The 18,232-nt window shown below is 54.3% G+C and carries 19 protein-coding genes; 10 read left to right on the top strand and 9 right to left on the bottom strand.

The window, feature by feature from the left end; all coding sequences use genetic code 11:
• The first annotated feature begins 1 nt into the window (after position 1).
• The 5 genes from glcF (at position 2) to L0666_RS07760 (ending at position 4,084) form a co-directional block, all read left to right on the top strand.
• The gene (glcF, locus tag L0666_RS07780) at positions 2–1,321 is read left to right on the top strand and encodes a glycolate oxidase subunit GlcF (protein ID WP_235260008.1); all 1,320 of its coding nucleotides are present in this window, start codon (positions 2–4) and stop codon (positions 1,319–1,321) included.
• Between the two features lie 89 nt (positions 1,322–1,410).
• Positions 1,411–2,223 carry a trypsin-like serine peptidase gene (locus L0666_RS07775; RefSeq protein ID WP_235260003.1) on the top strand — a complete coding sequence of 271 codons (813 nt, stop codon included), beginning with the start codon at positions 1,411–1,413 and terminating at the stop codon, positions 2,221–2,223.
• A 144-nt stretch (positions 2,224–2,367) separates the two neighbouring features.
• Complete coding sequence (locus L0666_RS07770; RefSeq protein ID WP_235259999.1) at positions 2,368–2,838, top strand: Hsp20 family protein; 471 nt, start codon at positions 2,368–2,370, stop codon at positions 2,836–2,838.
• A 180-nt stretch (positions 2,839–3,018) separates the two neighbouring features.
• A complete protein-coding gene (locus L0666_RS07765) occupies positions 3,019–3,240 on the top strand; it encodes a hypothetical protein (RefSeq protein WP_235259998.1) in 222 nt (73 codons plus the stop codon).
• Between the two features lie 211 nt (positions 3,241–3,451).
• The gene (locus tag L0666_RS07760; protein WP_235259997.1) at positions 3,452–4,084 is read left to right on the top strand and encodes a LysE family translocator; all 633 of its coding nucleotides are present in this window, start codon (positions 3,452–3,454) and stop codon (positions 4,082–4,084) included.
• A 31-nt stretch (positions 4,085–4,115) separates the two neighbouring features.
• Here the strand turns inward: L0666_RS07760 and polA are convergent, their stop codons facing one another.
• The 4 genes from polA to L0666_RS07740 form a co-directional block, all read right to left on the bottom strand.
• The gene (polA, locus tag L0666_RS07755) at positions 4,116–6,911 is read right to left on the bottom strand and encodes a DNA polymerase I (protein ID WP_235259995.1); all 2,796 of its coding nucleotides are present in this window, start codon (positions 6,909–6,911) and stop codon (positions 4,116–4,118) included.
• A 69-nt stretch (positions 6,912–6,980) separates the two neighbouring features.
• Positions 6,981–7,439 carry a DUF1203 domain-containing protein gene (locus L0666_RS07750; protein ID WP_235259988.1) on the bottom strand — a complete coding sequence of 153 codons (459 nt, stop codon included), beginning with the start codon at positions 7,437–7,439 and terminating at the stop codon, positions 6,981–6,983.
• An 81-nt stretch (positions 7,440–7,520) separates the two neighbouring features.
• On the bottom strand, positions 7,521–8,204 hold the full coding sequence (locus L0666_RS07745) for a TIGR02117 family protein (protein WP_235259986.1): 684 nt from the start codon (positions 8,202–8,204) through the stop codon (positions 7,521–7,523).
• A gap of 12 nt (positions 8,205–8,216) precedes the next feature.
• Positions 8,217–8,396, bottom strand: coding sequence for a zinc-finger domain-containing protein (locus L0666_RS07740; protein ID WP_235259984.1), 180 nt, complete (start codon positions 8,394–8,396; stop codon positions 8,217–8,219).
• A gap of 93 nt (positions 8,397–8,489) precedes the next feature.
• Between L0666_RS07740 and L0666_RS07735 the strand changes: the two genes are divergently transcribed.
• Positions 8,490–9,416, top strand: coding sequence for an ABC transporter ATP-binding protein (locus L0666_RS07735; protein ID WP_235259979.1), 927 nt, complete (start codon positions 8,490–8,492; stop codon positions 9,414–9,416).
• A gap of 50 nt (positions 9,417–9,466) precedes the next feature.
• On the opposite strand, the gene L0666_RS07730 is transcribed toward L0666_RS07735, so the two are convergent.
• Positions 9,467–9,829, bottom strand: a complete 363-nt coding sequence (locus L0666_RS07730; RefSeq protein WP_235259978.1) for a histidine triad nucleotide-binding protein — start codon at positions 9,827–9,829, stop codon at positions 9,467–9,469.
• An 11-nt stretch (positions 9,830–9,840) separates the two neighbouring features.
• The gene (locus L0666_RS07725; RefSeq protein WP_235259976.1) at positions 9,841–11,418 is read right to left on the bottom strand and encodes a DUF5928 domain-containing protein; all 1,578 of its coding nucleotides are present in this window, start codon (positions 11,416–11,418) and stop codon (positions 9,841–9,843) included.
• Positions 11,419–11,571: 153 nt separating this feature from the next.
• Here L0666_RS07725 and L0666_RS07720 point away from each other — a divergent pair, with 153 nt between their 5' ends.
• The gene (locus tag L0666_RS07720; RefSeq protein WP_235259974.1) at positions 11,572–12,390 is read left to right on the top strand and encodes a sulfotransferase family protein; all 819 of its coding nucleotides are present in this window, start codon (positions 11,572–11,574) and stop codon (positions 12,388–12,390) included.
• A gap of 40 nt (positions 12,391–12,430) precedes the next feature.
• Here the strand turns inward: L0666_RS07720 and L0666_RS07715 are convergent, their stop codons facing one another.
• Together L0666_RS07715 and nth are read right to left on the bottom strand one after the other, a co-directional pair.
• Positions 12,431–13,408 carry an adenosine kinase gene (locus L0666_RS07715; protein ID WP_235259973.1) on the bottom strand — a complete coding sequence of 326 codons (978 nt, stop codon included), beginning with the start codon at positions 13,406–13,408 and terminating at the stop codon, positions 12,431–12,433.
• Positions 13,405–14,058, bottom strand: a complete 654-nt coding sequence (nth, locus tag L0666_RS07710) for an endonuclease III (protein ID WP_235259971.1) — start codon at positions 14,056–14,058, stop codon at positions 13,405–13,407. Before nth ends, L0666_RS07715 begins: the two co-directional genes overlap by 4 nt.
• 91 nt (positions 14,059–14,149) lie before the next feature.
• On the opposite strand from nth, the gene L0666_RS07705 reads away from it, so the two are divergent.
• On the top strand, positions 14,150–14,992 hold the full coding sequence (locus tag L0666_RS07705) for a bifunctional helix-turn-helix domain-containing protein/methylated-DNA--[protein]-cysteine S-methyltransferase (RefSeq protein ID WP_235259970.1): 843 nt from the start codon (positions 14,150–14,152) through the stop codon (positions 14,990–14,992).
• 129 nt (positions 14,993–15,121) lie between these two features.
• On the top strand, positions 15,122–15,784 hold the full coding sequence (locus L0666_RS07700) for a YiaD family glycine zipper/OmpA-like lipoprotein (RefSeq protein ID WP_235259969.1): 663 nt from the start codon (positions 15,122–15,124) through the stop codon (positions 15,782–15,784).
• Positions 15,785–15,840: 56 nt separating this feature from the next.
• On the opposite strand, the gene L0666_RS07695 is transcribed toward L0666_RS07700, so the two are convergent.
• Positions 15,841–17,166 carry a hypothetical protein gene (locus tag L0666_RS07695; protein ID WP_235259965.1) on the bottom strand — a complete coding sequence of 442 codons (1,326 nt, stop codon included), beginning with the start codon at positions 17,164–17,166 and terminating at the stop codon, positions 15,841–15,843.
• A 210-nt stretch (positions 17,167–17,376) separates the two neighbouring features.
• Here L0666_RS07695 and L0666_RS07690 point away from each other — a divergent pair, with 210 nt between their 5' ends.
• Positions 17,377–18,144 carry a FadR/GntR family transcriptional regulator gene (locus L0666_RS07690; RefSeq protein ID WP_235259963.1) on the top strand — a complete coding sequence of 256 codons (768 nt, stop codon included), beginning with the start codon at positions 17,377–17,379 and terminating at the stop codon, positions 18,142–18,144.
• Positions 18,145–18,232 lie beyond the last annotated feature (88 nt).

Raw genomic sequence — 18,232 nt, 5'->3', positions numbered from 1 at the left:
CATGCAAACCACATTCACTGAAGAGCAGTTAAAAGACGCAGGGACCGCACGTGCGAACGAGATTTTGCGATCTTGTGTCCATTGCGGGTTCTGCACTGCGACCTGTCCAACCTATCAGGTCTTGGGCGACGAATTGGACAGCCCGCGTGGTCGGATTTATCTGATCAAGGACATGCTGGAAAACGAGCGTGTGCCCGATGAAAAGACCGTAAAACACATTGATCGGTGTCTGTCCTGTCTTGCCTGCATGAGCACTTGCCCCAGCGGTGTGCACTACATGCATCTCGTCGATCATGCCCGCGAATACATCGAAAACAATTACAAGCGGCCCCTGAGTGATCGCGCATTGCGTTGGATTTTGGCGCGTATTTTACCCTATCCAACACGGTTCCGCGTCGCGCTTCTTGGGGCCAAGATTGGGCGTCCGTTTGCAAGGTTCATGCCGGACGCGCGGTTGCGCGCGATGCTAGAGATGGCGCCCAAGACCATCCCCCCCGTGTCGCGCAATGATGACCCGCAGACCTTTCCGAGTGCGCAAAAGAAGATGCGTGTGGCGTTGATGACGGGGTGCGCACAAAAGGCGCTCAACACAGATATCAACGACGCAACCATTCGGCTCCTGACGCGCATGGGCGCTGAGGTTGTTGTTGCGGAGGGCGCAGGCTGTTGCGGTGCGCTGACCCACCACATGGGCAAGGCAGACGAGAGCCATGCAGCAGCAGCAAAGAACATCAAAGCGTGGACCCGTGAAATTCAGGGCGACGGTTTGGACGCTATTGTAATTAACACTTCTGGTTGCGGCACAACCGTTAAGGACTACGGCCATATGTTCCGTGAAACGGATATCGCCGACGAGGCACAGGCCGTCGCGAACATTGCGATGGATGTGTCCGAGGTCCTGATGAAGCTGGACCTGCCCGAAAGCGGTGCACCAGATATGACTGTCGCCTATCATGCGGCCTGTTCCCTCCAGCACGGGCAGCAGATCAAAACTTTTCCGAAAGATTTGTTGCGCCGTGTTGGGTTTAAAGTAGCTGAGCCTGCAGACAGCCATTTGTGCTGTGGATCGGCCGGAACTTACAATCTGATGCAACCCGAGATTTCCAAGCAGCTGAAAGCCCGAAAAGTGCAGACGCTTGAGGCCGTTAACCCTGACATCATCGCCGCAGGGAACATTGGCTGCATGATGCAGATCGGCGGAGGAACCGAGCTGCCAATCGTACACACGGTTGAGCTTTTGGATTGGGCAACAGGTGGGCCGAAACCTCCAGCGCTAGACGCGAAACGAGACGCAACTCCATCAGTTCCAATTCTGCGTTAGGCGGTCTTGCGACATTAAGAAACGGTAAAGGCCGCCACATTTGTGCCTCAGTCTCTGGGTATTTCGGAAGAAATCACCCGAGGCATTCGATGCGCAAGACCCTGCTTTCTATGGTTATGTTGGCTTTTTCCAGCTTAACGGCCATGGCCCAAACAACGACCCTACAGGAACTGTCATCGGGCGTTGATGCCCGGGGTTGGGAGGCCGTGGGTCGTTTGGATATCGATGGTAAAGGGTTCTGCACTGGGGCGTTGATCGCCCCTGATCTCGTGCTGACGGCGGCCCATTGCATGTTTGACAAAGGCACAGGGCTAGCTGTTGATCCGTCCCGCGTGGAATTCCTTGCGGGGCTTCGTGGTGGCCGCCCAGAGGCCACGCGCCTCGTGAGCAACGCGGTGGTGCATCCGTCCTATGAACACTCTGGCGAAGCAACACCAGAAGATGTCCGCTATGACGTGGCGCTGTTGCAGCTGTCCCAACCGATCCGTACCAGCCGCGTGGAACCATTCGAAATATCCTCGTCCCTGCGTCGTGGAACTGAAGTCGGCGTTGTATCTTATGCACAAGACCGCTCGGATGCCCCGTCCCTGCAAGAAGTTTGCAATGTACTAGGGCAACAAGACGGCGTTTTGATCATGGATTGTGATGTGGATTTTGGCAGCTCCGGCGCGCCGATCTTCCGATCTGAAGACGGCGTTCCGCGCTTGGTTTCGGTCGTTTCAGCGATGGCGGAAATAGACGGGGACAAAGTTGCGTTGGGCATGGACCTTGCGGAACCGATTGCCGTGTTGCGTCTCGCCTTAGAAGAAGGGCGCGGGTTGTTTTCGACACCCCCTGCCAGCGCGCGGGTTATCCGCCCCGGTGAGCGCGCCAACACAGGCGCTTTGTTCGTACGCCCCTAGTTGCGCATCCGCGGGTCTTGAAACCTGCACAACTGCCCCCCAAATAATACACATCGGGATGCCAATGATGGGTCCCGCGACTACCCCTGTCGTGCCCATTCGGGACGACAAACTACATCGCTATCGCTTTGAAAAGGATACACTATGCGTACGTTTGATTTAGCCCCACTGCACCGTGCCACTGTCGGTTTCGACCAGATCACTGACATGATGGACCGCATTCTTAGCAATGACCAAGGCAGCCAAAGCTACCCGCCCTACAACATCGAAAAAACAGCAGATGACAGCTGGCGCATTTCCATTGCCGTCGCTGGTTTCTCTGAGTCCGATCTGCACGTTGAAGTGAAACAGAACGCCCTTCATGTCTCGGCCAAAAAGGCCGAAGAAGACACGGTTGAGCGAACTTATTTGCACCGTGGCATCGCCACCCGCGCGTTTAGCCGTCGGTTCCATCTGGCCGACCACGTAAAGGTCACTGGCGCTGCCCATGAAAACGGCATGCTCCATATCGACCTGACCCGCGAAGTGCCAGAAGCGCTGAAACCGCGCCGCATCGAGATCGCGACGGCCCCCAAGGTCGAACAAGACGTGATCGAAGGCGACAAAGTCAACTAACCTTCCAACGTCTCCTCCCAAGACGACGCGGGCGTGCTGACCTCCCTCAGCGCGCCCGTTGTTATTTCAGCCATGCAAATTTCACATGTTGGACACCCTCTATTGTGGGTGCTCATTCATAAGGTCGCGGCTTATTCTACGAACAGGGAGGAGAAACCCGAACGAACACGGAGCTCTCCAATGGCATATGCCAACACGACTATTAATACACCGAACGATCGCTCAGTACTTGCGCGACCATTCGTTGCAATTGGCAAAGCCTTCAGCAACCTTGCCGAAGCTGTATCCATGGCGCAGGCAGCTGCTCGGGTCGCTGAGATGTCTGATCGCCAACTCGAAGAAGCCGGCATAGATCGTGCTGAAGCGATTGAAGCTGTGTTTTCAGTAGAGCCACAGCGCTAAGGGCGATCAAGTCTCATCAAGTGTTTGAGTTTCCGATTTGCTTAAGCGCAAGAGTGCGAATGTCCGCTATGAGCCCAACTTGACCGATGCTGCGTCATGTCTGTATGACGGCTTTGCGATAGATGGCCAGTGATTGCTCACTTTTAGGCTGGGCTTCAGCAAGCCACGGTGCGAGACTTCTAGGATATAACTTCCCATCAAGGATGTGCCAATGCCTGAGCTTGCAACCCTATCTGTATTCCTCACTGCCAGCTTTCTTTTATTGATTGTGCCCGGGCCTACAATTGCTCTCGTCATTTCTAAGTCGGTAGCGCAAGGAAGACGGGTTGCGCTGCCAATGATCTTGGGAATCGCGGCTGGAGGTGCGGTTGCGGCAACACTGGCACTTGCAGGAGTATCGGTCATTCTGATGGCTTCATCCTCAGCGTTTAATGTTCTGAAACTGCTTGGCGCACTTTACTTATTTTATATGGGTTTCAAGCTTTTGACAGCTAAGCCTCAGGATTTTTCGGAGGGTTCAAATCGCACTGTCGATACAGCGTACCGGTCATTCCGCGATGGATTTCTTGTCATGCTTTTCAATCCGAAGGGGATCTTGTTTTTTGCAGCATTTGTTCCTCAGTTTATTGATCCGGAATCCGCATATGCGCCACAGGCCATTACCCTCGTTTCGCTATTTGTACTGACAGGGGTTCTCGTAGACACAGGCTATGCCCTTCTCGCAAGCAAAGCGGGCGACGCAATAAACTCACTCAAGCTGCAACTTGGTGTCTCAAGAACAGCAGGTGCAGCCATCATAGGAGCAGGCATCGTTACGCTTTTTGCAAAACGGCCCGAAATATAGGCGCGACGACCCAAACAGCGGTCATTCATCCTTAGTGTGCTTCTGCCCACGTCGCACCGATCCCTGCATCCACAACCAGCGGTACGTCGAATTTCACCACGGGATTGGCCGCGTTTTCCATGACATTTTTGGCGGCCACGATCAGGTCATCGGCCGCGTCTTTGTCGACCTCAAACACCAGTTCATCGTGAACCTGCAACAGCATCTTGGCGGGTAAGTGCGCAATCGCGTCGTCCATGCGGATCATGGCGCGGCGGATGACGTCGGCGGCGGTGCCTTGGATCGGGGCGTTGATCGCCGCACGTTTGGCGAACCCTGCGCCGGGGCCTTTGGCGTTGATTTCGGGCGTGTGGATTTTACGGCCAAACAGGGTCTCGACGCGGTTGTGTTCTTTGGCGAAGGCAACCGTGTCATCCATGTAGGTGCGAATGCCCGGAAAGCGCTCAAAGTAACGGTCGATAAACCCCTGCGCCTCGGCCCGTGGGATGCGCAGATTCCGTGCAAGGCCAAAGCCGGAGATGCCGTAGATCACACCAAAGTTGATCGCCTTGGCTTGGCGGCGCACGTCTGACGTCATTTCATCAAGCGGCACATTAAACATCTCGGACGCCGTCATCGCGTGGATGTCGTGACCATCGCGGAAGGCTTGTTTCAGGGTTTCGATATTCGCGACATGGGCAAGGATGCGCAGTTCGATCTGGGAATAGTCGAGCGCCACAAGGGTTTTGCCCTCTTCGGCGACAAAAGCTTCGCGAATTTTGCGGCCTTCTTCGGTGCGGATCGGGATGTTTTGCAGGTTTGGTTCGGTCGATGACAACCGCCCAGTGTTGGCGCCCGTAATAGAATAGGATGTATGAACACGACCCGTTTCGGCGTTGATGTGGGTTTGCAACGCGTCGGTGTAGGTCGATTTCAGCTTGGACAACGACCGCCAGTCAAGCACACGCGCTGGAAATTCGTGTTCAGTAGCAAGGTCTTCAAGAATGTCGGCACCAGTGGAATACTTGCCCGTTTTACCCTTTTTGCCGCCCTCAAGCCCCATTTTCTCAAACAGGATTTCACCAACCTGCGCGGGGGAGCCGACGTTAAATTTCTCGCCCGCCAGTTCATAAAGCTCATCTTCCAGCCCTGCCATTTTCTGGGCGAATGAGTTGGACATGCGCGACAGTGTATCGCGATCGACTTTGATGCCGGACATTTCCATCTTAGCCAGCACAGGAACCAATGGGCGTTCCATGGTTTCGTAAACCGAAGTGACGCGGGCGCGGTGCAGTTGGGGTTTAAGGCTCTGCCAAAGTCGTAGGGTAATGTCGGCGTCTTCGGCGGCGTATTTCACGGCCTCAGCCACATCCACACGATCAAAGGTTATCGCCGATTTACCTGTGCCCAGTAGCGGTTTGATCGGGATCGGCGTATGGCCCAAATACGTTTCCGACAGCACGTCCATATTGTGACGGTGGGTGCCCGCATTCATCGCATAAGACATCAACATGGTGTCGTCGATGGGGGCCACGTCGATCAGCAAGCGCTTGAAAATCTTGCAGTCATACTTGGCGTTTTGAAAAATTTTAAGGATGCTATCGTCTTCAAGCATCGGTTTCAGGAGTGCGAGGCATTCTTCAAAACCCATCTGATCTTTGGCCAATTCATCGTCACCAAACAGATCATCTGCAGCGCCACCCTTGTGGGTCAACGGAATGTAGCACGCCTCGCCTGCCTCAACACAAAGAGAGACACCAACAAGGTCGACAACCATTTCGTTTAGGCCCGTCGTTTCGGTATCCACGGCCACATAGCCACGGGCATAAATGCGGTCGATCCACGCCTGAAGCGCGGTGGCATCTTTCACCCATTCGTACTTTTCGGCGTCAAAGGGCGGCTGCTCGGGTGCGTCCTCAGCGGCGGGTTGCTGAACGGCGTCTTCGATAACAGGCGCTTCGACGTTAAGCTTTTCCGCGATGCGTTTAACAATGGTTCGGAATTCCATCTGAGCAAGGAATTCGAGCAAAACATCAGGTTCGGGGTCGCGCACTTCGAGGTCATCCAGAGCGAACGGCAGGTCCATTTCTGTGTCCAAAGTCACAAGCTTTTTGGACAGTTCGATTTGGGCGCGATGGTCGATCAAGGTCTGTCGGCGTTTTGGCTGTTTGATTTCTTCAGCGCGATCCAAAAGCGTTTCCAGATCGCCGTATTCATTGATCAACAGCGCTGCTGTCTTGATCCCGATACCAGGCGCGCCAGGGACGTTATCAACGCTGTCGCCAGCAAGGGCCTGCACGTCGATCACTCGGTCAGGACCAACGCCAAATTTTTCTTCTACGCCTTCAACGTCGATCACGCGGTTGCCTTTCATGGCATCCATCATGACGACGCCGCCGCCTACCAGTTGCATCAGGTCTTTGTCGCTTGAAATAATCGTACAGCGCCCCCCTGCCTCACGGGCTTGGCGGGCGAGGGTCGCCATAATGTCGTCGGCCTCAAAGCCTTCGATTTCTTCGCAGGCAATGTTGAATGCGCGGGTCGCATCGCGGGTCAGCGGCATTTGCGGGCGCAGATCCTCGGGCATGGCATCACGGTTGGCTTTGTATTGATCGTAAAGATCATTGCGGAACGTGTGACTGCCTTTGTCAAAAATCACTGCAACATGGGTGACGTCGCCGCCTTGGTTTCCCTCGACATAACGCTGCAACATATTGCAAAAGCCCGACACGGCACCAATTGGCAACCCGTCAGATTTGCGCGTCAGCGGTGGCAACGCGTGATAGGCACGAAAAATAAATGCCGACCCGTCGATCAGATGAAGATGGTGACCTTTGCCAAATGCCATGTCGGAACCCCTTTTTCAGACCTCCAATATGTCGCACGAACCAAAGCAACGTTCCAGCGGCAACCCACCCTAACTGCCCGTAATTCGCGCAAGCCAGCAATTGTTCACCGCAGAACGCACATCAACAAAGGCCACATCGTCGCGCTCGAACAACGTCATGGCGTAGTCTTCCAAGTCCTGCGCTGGCGTTACTGCTCCGGTGCCATAAATGATCCGTTCATCCGAGGAATACGCCTTCAACAGATATTGCGGCGAAGCAGTAAGAACTTCTGCGTCAACACCACTGGGTGCCATACAGGGGTTTGCACACAGAAATATCGGACCAATTTCTGAATAGGGCTGCGTGGATTCGAATGGTTTATGAGAGGCGATCAAGAAAGGGTCGCCTTTCGGTACGATCTTAAGGCAATGACGGCACGGGGTTCCAACACCGCTCGAGATTGCCCGTTCCGCAGAGTTGCCAAACGCATCACCACCCCCAGCCCGCAGCCGCTTTGCTTCTTTTGTCGTGAGTCCTGAATAACGCATTTTTCAAACCTTTTGCTGTTTGAAACAAAACGCCATGATGCCTGCTACAAAGCGACCCGTTTCCTGCGCAAGGCTCTGTCGCTAACGCTCCAAAAGCCCGTTCCACCACAGCGAAACCGTCACGGCATAAGGTGTCGGGGTCCATGCGCCTATCGTTAAACCCGCATCCGCGAGTTTATCACTGATCCAGACATTGCAGGTGCGTAGGACATTGAAACGCCCTGCCGCGGGGAAAAAGACATCAGTTTGGGTGAAGCCAGACAAGGGCAAGGCGGTCCGTGTCGCATTCAAGTCGGACAGAATACTTGCCCGCAAAGCTGTCAGTTGCGCCTCGCTCACGCGGATGCGCCGCAATCTCGGGTGAACAGGCAATGCGCCCGTGACCTCGAACCGCATAACGCCAACGTCGCCTGTGGCAGCCTTAAGGACTGTGCTGGCAGAAAGAGACGAATAACTTCCTGTTGTGGTATAAAAGGCTTCACTACCCCACCCAACGGCAAGCCAGCGCACTAAAGGGTGGCGCAACGGTACGCCCGCGTTTTCCAGAAAGCCAAAATTTGTCAGCGTCGCGTCGTCTACGGGCAATAAGATATCGTAGTGGATTAGCCCTGCAACAAGGATGATCTCTCGATCCGTTGGTGCATCACCAACACCCGCGCGTGGGCTTTGTGGGGCAAACGCACCCAGCAAGGCCACACCAAAATACAAAATAAAGGGAACAAGTGCCCAAGTGACGGCCCGAAAGAGTCGCCTTAACCAGATCATGCGTTGCCGAATTCAGGTCGCGTCAGCGTCTTCACCATAAACATATTTGCAATCGCAATAGGGGCACTCAACGTAACCCTCTTTCAGCGGAATCTGCAGCCAGACCCGTGGGTGCCCAAGACCACCTTCGCCGCCATCACAGGCCACGCGTCGTTGGTTAACGATCTTGGTCTCTGGCGCGGTAAGGGTCATAGGTAGGCCTTTGTGTCGGGGGCACAAAACGTGCCGTTGCATGCAGAGTGTATAGCCGTCAAACAGGGCACCAATCAAGATGGGAAACACCTGATGTCAGAGAACGCGTTAGAGATCACGGGGCTGAAAAAGACCTATGCCTCAAGTAAACGTAGCCCTGCCAAAGAAGCGCTTACGGGTGTCGACCTGTGCGTGCCGCGCGGATCGATCTTTGGGCTGCTTGGGCCGAACGGGGCCGGTAAATCTACCATCATCAATATACTGGCTGGGCTGGTGACAAAATCGGCAGGCTCAGTGAAAATTTGGGGCTTCGATCAGGACGAAAACCCACGCCAAAGCCGCGCTGCCATTGGTATCATGCCGCAAGAACCCAACCTTGACCCATTTTTCACACCGCGCGGGTCGTTGGATGTGCAGGCAGGCCTATACGGGGTGCCAAAATCCCAACGCCGCACAGAAGAACTGCTTGAACTCACCGGCCTCACTGACAAGGCCGAGGCTTATGCAAGATCGCTGTCTGGCGGGATGCGACGCCGATTGCTGTTGGGCAAAGCGCTGGTTCATTCGCCACAAATCCTAGTGCTGGATGAACCAACTGCTGGCGTAGATATCGATTTGCGCAATCAGCTTTGGGCCCATGTGCGCCGCCTGAATGACGAAGGCATGACGATCATCCTCACAACCCATTACCTAGAAGAAGCAGAGGCCATGTGCGATCAAATCGCCATCATCAACCACGGATCGGTTATCGCAAATGACACGACCTCAAATCTGCTGGGGCAACTGGACAGCAAAACATTAGTGATAACGCCAGATGGTGACGCGACTTTACCAGATCTTCCGGCAGGCATCGATCTGACCCGTCGCGATGACGGCACTTTAGCCTTCACATATAAAACATCACACACACGCGCCGACGCAGTCCTTGATCTCTTGCGTGGAGCGGGCGTTTTGATCAAAGACATCCGCACCGAAGACCCCCACCTAGAAGATGTCTTCTTGAATCTCACACGGGACTAACGCGCGCCAAAGGCACACTCGTCGGATTTGCAAAGCAAATTCGAAACCGCTTACCGCGCCAGCATTGGTCCAAGATTGCGGCCGGCCAGAATATGCAGGTGATAGTGCGGCACTTCTTGCACGCCATCCTCGCGGGCATTCGCAACCGCACGGAAACCCGCTTCGACCCCTTCAAGGCGGCAAACTTCGGCAACTGCGGCCATAAACCCGACTTGCTCGTCCGCGCTCGCATCCTGCGCGAAATGATCAAGAGTCATGTATGGCCCCTTCGGGATCACCAAAACATGCACCGGTGCTTGCGGATTGATATCGCGAAACGCAAGCGCATGCTCGTTTTCAAAAACGGTGTTGTTTGGAATCTCGCCACGCAAAATCTTGGCAAAGATATTCTGGTCATCATAGTCAAATTGCATAGCGGCGATCCTTAGTCGGCGAACAGATATGGGGTTTGGGCAATTGCACGCGCCTCGTCTTCGGACAGGCTCAAGAATTCAGCGATGGGCGCTGTGTTTTCATCTGGGCTGGCGACCTCGCGCACGCGAAGATGGTTCTCGAAGCCCGCATCACGAATACGGTCGCTTTCATAGACAACATCGTAACGGATTGTCGGCAACAACTGCTGCATGGTTTCTTCCGCGGTCTCTTCTCCGGCAAGTCCGACCCGTTTGGCATGACCCGTCAAATAGTCATCCGAGAATTCGCATTCCAGCTCCAACAGCCGCGTGGTCGAGCGATCGTTAAAGAAATCCTGCATCAAATCGAGGTTCGCCGTGTCCAGACAGATAATCAACCGATCAGTGTCATAGTAGTCAAACAACATCCGCATCAGCGCACGCCTGTGGCGGGTCCGTTTACTCAACGTGGATTGAATGCCGCCCAGATCCGGAAGATCCGTATCTTCTTCGTTAAACAGGTAATCGATGGACGGGATGTTTGTGTGATGTTTGATCGACCCGACGAGACGCTTTGCAACATGCCATTTCTTGCAGGCAACAATTAGCAGTTCGCGTTCGCGCCCAAGGGAGGTCTCGGTTTCCCAGAAGCGCGGTGCAAATCGCCGCCCGATCCGGCCGCGCCCAGTCAGGAAGCTAAACAGCTTTTGCCCCTCACCGGAAATACTGAAATCATCGCGATCAGAGGCATAAAGACGGCCCAAGCGTTCCTTGAGCAGCGTCGCCTCAGGTGAGATTTTTCGCGCAAACAGGAAATCTTGCGATAGCAGAAGGTCATAGTGATCGTTGTAAAACGTCACCGGCATTCCGTAGTCGGTAAACATCAAGAACGTCAGCGTGCGGGTACGAATTTCAGGTTCTGGCACCAGATGACGGACAAGTGTCTGAAAGAACGTCTCATCCGGAATCCACGTCGTGCGGAAGAATTTCATCACATCAGGACGATTTTTCGTCATATCGATGATCCACTCAATCGTACGACGGCGCAGACACCACCACTGTGACCCAATCATGATTTGCAAATCAGCCGGAATTTCCCGTTCTAGGCCCAGTTTTCGCTGCGCCCACCACGAATTGTAAAACAATGACTTGTGCGTGCGCTCGTTGAAGAAGTGGCGATAGATCAGCCGTTCTTCTTTCATGCCAGTCTTGATCCAGTCGGACTCGAAGAAATCGAAACTCTCGATGTAGTCACAATCGTCGCTGTCCAGCAGGGCCTTTGCATGGCTTGCGGATTTGATTGCCATGCAATCGCCGGAAACCATGTAAAAATGTGTGGCGCGTGGAAAGGCATCGACGGCGGCCTCAACGGCATAAAGTGTTGCCTGCACGAGGGACCATTCACCCCAACCGCATTTGATCCGTTTTTTGGCAAAGGTCACGTTGGGATTGTCGCCCAAATGCTCTTGAATATAAGCAAATGCTTCTTTTGGGGCACTGGCATCGAAATGGATCGACATGTAATCCCCAACAGCCGTCAGCTGTTCGGCCTGTTGCACGATGGCTTCAGGGTCTTTGTGACACAGCAGGATGAACGCGATTCTTGCCATCTTAGAAACAATTTTCCCCTATGGGTTAGATTGTAATCGTTTAGTTTTTCTTGTGTAAACGCGATGACAGATTGAAGAAACACGAATTCTTTGTTTTTTTAGCAAATAGTAAAACTGACGCGCACGGCAACTGTAACGGACAAGGACGAGCATATGGGTTTCCCAGGAACATGGATGACTGAATCCGAGAGCGTAGTGTACCGCGTGGTACCTAAATGCGCCTGTTCGACCATCGGTCAGATCATGTACTATTCTGATCACGGCGAGTTCTTTGACGGCGACATCCACGATGCCGAAGGCGGTATGCATAAATGGGCCATGGAAGACAGTCAGCAACTCATCACTGACAACGTCAAAAATCACAGCAGCTATTCGTTCACCTGTGTTCGCAACCCTTACACCCGCATCCTATCGTCCTTCTTTGACAAGATTTGCGGTATCCAGCGCAATGGACGACGCTATCGTGGCAACCTTGTCCCACTACTGATCCAAAAATACGGCATCGAAGTTGGCAGCCCAGAGGATGGGTTCGAGTTTGACCAGATCAAATCGTTCCGCCGCTTTCTGCTGTTTGCCCGTGACACCATCAAATACCGTCGCCCCATGGACCCAGACATCCACTGGTCCGCAATGTCGGGCCACATCAGCACGTTCATTGTAAACGGCGGGCGCTACGATAAGATTTTTTGGACCGAACAGTTCAATGACGGCATGCAACAGGTCCTTGACGGGATCGAGACCAAGAACGACGTCAATCTAGCTGAAATCCCTCGCTTCAACGAATCCGAAGGCCACGGGCCAAAACGCGCCCATCCTGTGGAAGACTATTTTGACGATCTGTCAAAGCACTTGGTCTATGAGATCTACAAGAAGGACTTCAACCTGTTCAAATATGACTTTGAAAACCCGGGCAACAAAATGCCCATTGGTGAAATCGATTTGGACGAAGTGCACGCAAAACTGGGCAGCTAGCCCAGTTTTGCTATTTTCTAAAACCGTTCGGAATGGTCGCTTAGACCAAACCAGCGGTTTTGAATGCCTCTAGCATATTCGTTTCTGGCCGCGGTCCGATGTGGCCAATGACCTCTGCGGCGCACATCACGCCCATTTGCGCCGCCACGTCCAGCGCAGCCCCTGTCGATATCCCATAAAGAAAACCTGCGGCGAACTGATCGCCTGCTCCGGTTGCGTCGACAGGTGTCACTGGCGTGACCTCTGCGGTGTAACGGGTTTCGCCTTGCTGGACCCAAACTGCGTCACCAGAACGAGTGCATGCTACGACATCGCAAACCTCAGCGGCTTGGCGGATCGCGTCATCTAGGTCGTCTGTCTCATAAAGGGTCAGCCATTCTTGCGCGTTGCCAATGGCGATATCCATATCCTCGGCAATTAAACGTTTGAAATCGTCGCGGTGGCGTTCGGCGCAGAACGGATCGGAGATCGTGATCACGGAGCGACCACCAGCGGCCTTCATTTTTGCAGCGGCTTCGGAGAACGCGGTCTTTCCTTCGTCTTTGTCGAACAAATAACCTTCGAGGAACAGCAACCCTGCACCGAAAACATCCGGTACATCGGCGCTGGAAATATCCGCACCCGCACCAAGGTATGTGTTCATTGAACGTTCGCCATCAGGTGAAACGAAAATCATCGAGCGCGATGTAGGCAGATCGACATCCTGTGGTGGCAGGGGAAATGCAGTGCCAGCGTCAACCAGCGCATCAGCGTAGAATTTCCCCAACGCGTCGTCTTTAACCTTACCGATAAACGCGGTCTGCAAACCCAGTTCACCGATCCCGGCAAGTGTGTTTCCCACAGATCCACCGGGCGCTTCGACACGGCTGTCCATGGACGCATACAGCAGCTCAGCACGATCACGTTCGATCAACTGCATGATCCCTTTTTCGATCCCCATTTGATCCAGAAATGTATCGCTGGAGGGAGAGATCACATCAACAATTGCATTGCCGATACCGATGACGTCGTAGTTCATTCTGTTTTATCCTCGAATAGGCACAGGTCACGGATGTGACAGGCCTGACATTTTGGTTTGCGCGCAACGCAGATATACCGCCCGTGCAGGATCATCCAGTGGTGAGCGTGCAGTTGAAAATCAGCTGGGATGTTGTCTTCGATCGCGCGCTCGACGGCGTCTACATCTTTGCCCGGCGCGATGCCACTGCGATTACCAAGCCGGAAAATATGCGTATCCACTGCCTGCGCGGGCTGACCCCACCACATGTTCAAAACCACATTCGCCGTCTTGCGCCCCACACCCGGAAGTGATTGCAGCGCCGCGCGGGAATTCGGGACTTCGCCGCCGTATTCATCCACAAGGATTTGCGCGGTCTTCATCACGTTCTTGGCCTTTTGACGAAACAGGCCAATCGTCTTGATGTGGTCCGTCAGCGCATCAATCCCGAGGTCGAGCATTTTCTGCGGCGTATCGGCGACCTTGAATAACTCAGCCGTCGCTTTGTTCACACCTTTGTCCGTGGCCTGCGCGGACAGTGCCACGGCGACCACCAAGGTATAAGCGTTAACGTGATCAAGTTCGCCTTTGGGTTCGGCGTCACCATCGCGAAACCGCGTGAAAATTTCGCGGATCGTGTTGTAGTCGAGCTGTTTTGTTAATTTAGCCATAGCGCCCTTTTGCCCAGCTTGCGGGTTACAAACAAGTCAAAGGCGCAACATTCGGGTCGCACAGGGCACGATGGGTCGCTACGTTTCCAGCATGGAACAGTCAGATCGCTATCATTATCATGTCATTCGCCGCGCCTTGGATGAGATCGACGCCGCCGAGGGCATTCTTTCGCTCGACGAACTAGCGGCGCGCATGGAGATGTCGTCCGCCCATTTCCAACGGGTCTTTTCGCGCTGGGTTGGGGTGTCGCCGAAACGGTATCAGCAATACCTCGCGCTGGATCACGCCAAGACTTTGCTCTCCAATAACTTCACCACATTGGCGACGGCAGACGCTGTGGGCCTATCTGGGTCCGGCCGCCTGCATGACATGTTTCTGAAATGGGAGGCCATGAGCCCCGGTGACTTTGCCAAGGGTGGCGCGGGGCTGACTATCTATTGGGGGTGGTTCGAAAGCCCCTTTGGTCCTGCCATAGTCATGGGCACCGACAGGGGCATCTGCGGCTTGGGGTTCGCCGAAGAAATGGGCGCCGAAGCGGCAATGGAAGACCTGCTTGGCCGCTGGCCGAACGCCGACTTCGTTGAGGACATCGGGCGTTTACGTTTTTGGGTTGAGACAGCGTTTGGTGTGACGAAAACGAATGATAAGGCCCCGCTTTTCATGATTGGTGCGCCGTTTCAGCTGAAGGTTTGGGAAGCGCTTCTGAGTATACCGTCCGGCCATGTCACGACCTATTCCGAAATCGCCGAAACGATCGGATCACCGCGTGCGGTGCGGGCTGTCGGTACCGCGGTCGGCCGCAATCCTGTCAGTTGGTTGATCCCCTGTCATCGTGCCCTGCGCAAATCCGGCGGCCTTGGTGGCTACCATTGGGGACTTCCTGTTAAACGGGCGATGTTAGCGTGGGAAAGTGCCCGTGAGGACGCCGGTTAAGACATTGAAACCCATGACAGTCGGCGGAACCCCGCCGCTCATTAGGGCGTTATTGGATAACAAGCGGGATTGGTCGATATAACTCCTACCAAGCGCACCACGTCCGGTGCCCAAATAGGATTTTAGAATATGACCCTGTCCAAAATGTCCCTCGCCGTCGCTTTGTCTGGCGTCATGGTGCTGACAGCCTGTGACTCAGTAACTGACCCGAACAACCCCAACAGCAATACACAGACCGGCGCCCTTGTTGGTGCAGGTGTTGGTGCGATCATTGGCGCCGCACGTTCAGATGGCGATTCTGGCGCCCGCAACCGCAGCGCAATCGTCGGCGCGGTTCTTGGTGCGGGTCTGGGTGCAGGCGCTGGCGTGTTGCTGGACCAGCAAGAAGCCGAACTTCGCCAACAGCTCGGGTCCAATGCGACCATCACCAACACCGGTGAACAGCTGATCGTAAGCCTGCCACAAGATATCTTGTTCGCAACAGATAGCGCAGCACTGACAGGTGGCCTGCGCAGCGATATCACCGCGCTGTCGGCATCCATCAACAACTACCCAAACACAACGATCAATGTGATCGGTCATGCCGACAACACAGGTGGCGCAGCTTACAACCAAGACCTGTCCGCACGTCGTGCGCAGGCTGTGTCCTCCGCGCTTATCAGCAGCGGCGTTAATCCGGGCCGTATCCGGTCCATCGGTCGTGGTGAAAATGCCCCAATCGCATCCAACCTGACGCCAGAAGGCCGCGCATTGAACCGCCGTGTGGAAATCACCATCACACCAAACGGCTAAGCCCGTTCGATAAGAATTCTAAAGCCGCTCTTCTGAAATGAAGGGCGGCTTTTTTGTTAGTTTGGGAAATGCATCAAAGGCTGGCGCCCCCAATTACCGTTGAGCTCAAGCACGATCATGCGTTGATCACACAGCATATCCAACCGCGTCATAAGATCTGTCGCCATCTTCAGGGTGTCAGGGCTATTTTCGCCACCGGCGTTGGCCAGTGTCAGCCTCCACGCTGCAGCATATTCTTCAGCCGCCCAAAGCAGTTCGATCGTCGCTGTCGGACTGGCCGCAAATGCTGCGTTCAATTCACCAACCCTCAAAGCTTCAGCCGCTGAAAGCCAAGCGTCCCAATCCACGGTGCTGTTGTCAGGCATGGCGGGCGGGTCCGCGAGGTCCCCCTGCACGTAAGGGCCTAGAGCCGCCTTGGCCGCCATCACATCCAATTGTGACAGTGCATCACGCAATTCGTGCCAACGGGTGGTCGTTGCAAAACCAAGACGAGCCAGTTGGCGGCGCACTTCATCTGGATCATCACCGTCCAATAAAGACTGGAATGCTAACAACCAAAATGTTTCTGGCTCTGCCAATGGGTCATCGTCACCCGTTGCTATCGCATTCAAAACGGTCTGTGCCGCCGCGCTGGATTGAGCCAGCGCTCCGGACTGATTGTAGTAAATCCAAAGAAAAGAGGTTGGGTAGGTAGCCCGCGTTGCTGCTTCGATAGCGTATTGCTCACGAATGAAAGCGCCATACTCCGGTGACTCTTCCGCTATAGCTTCAATTTTTCTTTCTCGCATGGCATCCGAATAGCCAAAGAATTCCCAGTTCCGACGCCTCTCATCTTGTTCAAAAACAGCATCATTGCGGGCCACCACATCGTCAAACTTGGCGAGGTCGGAATGCCCAGTCAAAATGGCCGCGGCGAGGTGGATTTCGCCTTTTTCTTCGGCAAGCGCCGCAAAGGTTTCGCGAAAGTCGTCTGACTGGTCCGAGACTAAATGTGCGACATTTGATCTGTAGGCGAACGGCAGGTAGCCGTTGTCGGGCTCTGGTGTAGTTGCAACACGCAGCCGTAGAAATGTCGCTCCGTCATCGGCCAAGACAAGGGCCCGCAACAAAGCAGGACTGGCATTTCTAAACCGCTCGATTGTGTCCTCATTCGTTTGGGCCCAGACCGACAGCCCGCTCGGTTTAGAAAGGTCATAGATCGCACGAAGCACATCTAAAGATACCGAGTCGGCATCATCCCATGCGATCCGGTCAAAAAGCGCCTCGATCTCCTCACCATCCAACGCGCCGTAGTGCATTTTGAGATAGGCGGCCCGCGCGACATTGGTGCTCAGTACGGAATGAAAGCGCGGCAAAGGCGCATCAATTTGATGATCCGCCATCGACACGATCAAATCCGCATGCTGGCACTCCTGCGCTGTGGTCGCACTAGCCCACAGGACTGAGCAAAGGCTTACAACATTTATCAGACGCATTCATGATCTCCCCACGGTTGAAATTTGATCAGGTTCAATATGAAGTCAACAGCGCGATCGGGGTTTCCCTGCGTGCCCGATGGTCATATCATTTGACCAATTAAGTAAGGGGCCAGCATGCCATTCGAACCCATTCAACCTGAGAAGATTTCGCAATCGGTGGTGCGCCAGATTGAGCAGTTGATCCTGCGCGGCATCCTGAAACCCGGTGAACGCCTACCGTCAGAACGGGAATTGTCTGAACGGCTTGGCGTATCGCGCCCATCTTTGCGCGAAGCCTTGGCCGAGCTGCAGGTGAGTGGCCTGCTGGTCAGCCACGCGGGGTCTGGGGTCTTTGTCGGCAATGTGCTCGGCTCGGCATTCTCGGACACCTTGGTGCGGCTGTTTTCAAACCATGACGAAGCCGTGTTCGACTACATCGCGTTTCGGCGGGACATGGAAGGGTTGGCCGCAGAACGCGCGGCAACTTTGGGCAGCGATACCGACTTGAAAGTCGTCGATACGATCTTCAAGAAGATGGAAACCGCCCACAGCAAACGTAATCCGACCGAAGAAGCGGGATTGGATGCTGATTTTCACCTCAGTATCATCGAGGCGAGCCATAACGTGATCATGCTGCATATGATGCGATCCATGTATCAATTGCTGCGCGAAGGCGTGTTTTACAACCGTCAGATTATGTTCAAACAACGCACGACGCGGGACGCCTTGCTAGATCAGCACCGCGCGATCAACGATGCATTGCAGGCGCGGGATGCTGCCGGTGCGCGGGCAGCCGTTGAGGCGCATTTGGGATTTGTGGAAGACGCCTTATGGGGACAGGATAAAGCAGACCGCAATGAAGCGATTGCACAGAAACGGCTAGATCATGAGGTGCGGCGTTAAACGGCTTTGGGTTGATCCAAAAATAAGTGTTGAGAGTCCGCTTTGCGGACGAAGCGGACATTACTTACCATATCGGCAGTGTCCGCTT

It is taken from the genome of Octadecabacter algicola (genome assembly GCF_021532625.1).
Lineage (GTDB): Bacteria > Pseudomonadota > Alphaproteobacteria > Rhodobacterales > Rhodobacteraceae > Octadecabacter > Octadecabacter algicola.
This window is presented reverse-complemented; position numbering and strand designations above follow the sequence as displayed.

Bases quoted from the DNA above. Each gene is read 5' to 3' on its own strand.
- L0666_RS07765 (WP_235259998.1), top strand. From the start codon at position 3,019: ATGGCATATGCCAACACGACTATTAATACACCGAACGATCGCTCAGTA.
- L0666_RS07735 (WP_235259979.1), top strand. From the start codon at position 8,490: ATGTCAGAGAACGCGTTAGAGATCACGGGGCTGAAAAAGACCTATGCC.
- L0666_RS07745 (WP_235259986.1), bottom strand. From the start codon at position 8,204: ATGATCTGGTTAAGGCGACTCTTTCGGGCCGTCACTTGGGCACTTGTT.
- L0666_RS07705 (WP_235259970.1), top strand. From the start codon at position 14,150: ATGGAACAGTCAGATCGCTATCATTATCATGTCATTCGCCGCGCCTTG.
- L0666_RS07740 (WP_235259984.1), bottom strand. From the start codon at position 8,396: ATGACCCTTACCGCGCCAGAGACCAAGATCGTTAACCAACGACGCGTG.
- L0666_RS07700 (WP_235259969.1), top strand. From the start codon at position 15,122: ATGACCCTGTCCAAAATGTCCCTCGCCGTCGCTTTGTCTGGCGTCATG.
- L0666_RS07720 (WP_235259974.1), top strand. From the start codon at position 11,572: ATGGGTTTCCCAGGAACATGGATGACTGAATCCGAGAGCGTAGTGTAC.
- L0666_RS07760 (WP_235259997.1), top strand. From the start codon at position 3,452: ATGCCTGAGCTTGCAACCCTATCTGTATTCCTCACTGCCAGCTTTCTT.
- L0666_RS07750 (WP_235259988.1), bottom strand. From the start codon at position 7,439: ATGCGTTATTCAGGACTCACGACAAAAGAAGCAAAGCGGCTGCGGGCT.
- L0666_RS07770 (WP_235259999.1), top strand. From the start codon at position 2,368: ATGCGTACGTTTGATTTAGCCCCACTGCACCGTGCCACTGTCGGTTTC.
- glcF (WP_235260008.1), top strand. From the start codon at position 2: ATGCAAACCACATTCACTGAAGAGCAGTTAAAAGACGCAGGGACCGCA.
- L0666_RS07730 (WP_235259978.1), bottom strand. From the start codon at position 9,829: ATGCAATTTGACTATGATGACCAGAATATCTTTGCCAAGATTTTGCGT.
- L0666_RS07775 (WP_235260003.1), top strand. From the start codon at position 1,411: ATGCGCAAGACCCTGCTTTCTATGGTTATGTTGGCTTTTTCCAGCTTA.
- L0666_RS07695 (WP_235259965.1), bottom strand. From the start codon at position 17,166: ATGGCGGATCATCAAATTGATGCGCCTTTGCCGCGCTTTCATTCCGTA.
- L0666_RS07690 (WP_235259963.1), top strand. From the start codon at position 17,377: ATGCCATTCGAACCCATTCAACCTGAGAAGATTTCGCAATCGGTGGTG.
- L0666_RS07725 (WP_235259976.1), bottom strand. From the start codon at position 11,418: ATGGCAAGAATCGCGTTCATCCTGCTGTGTCACAAAGACCCTGAAGCC.
- nth (WP_235259971.1), bottom strand. From the start codon at position 14,058: ATGGCTAAATTAACAAAACAGCTCGACTACAACACGATCCGCGAAATT.
- polA (WP_235259995.1), bottom strand. From the start codon at position 6,911: ATGGCATTTGGCAAAGGTCACCATCTTCATCTGATCGACGGGTCGGCA.
- L0666_RS07715 (WP_235259973.1), bottom strand. From the start codon at position 13,408: ATGAACTACGACGTCATCGGTATCGGCAATGCAATTGTTGATGTGATC.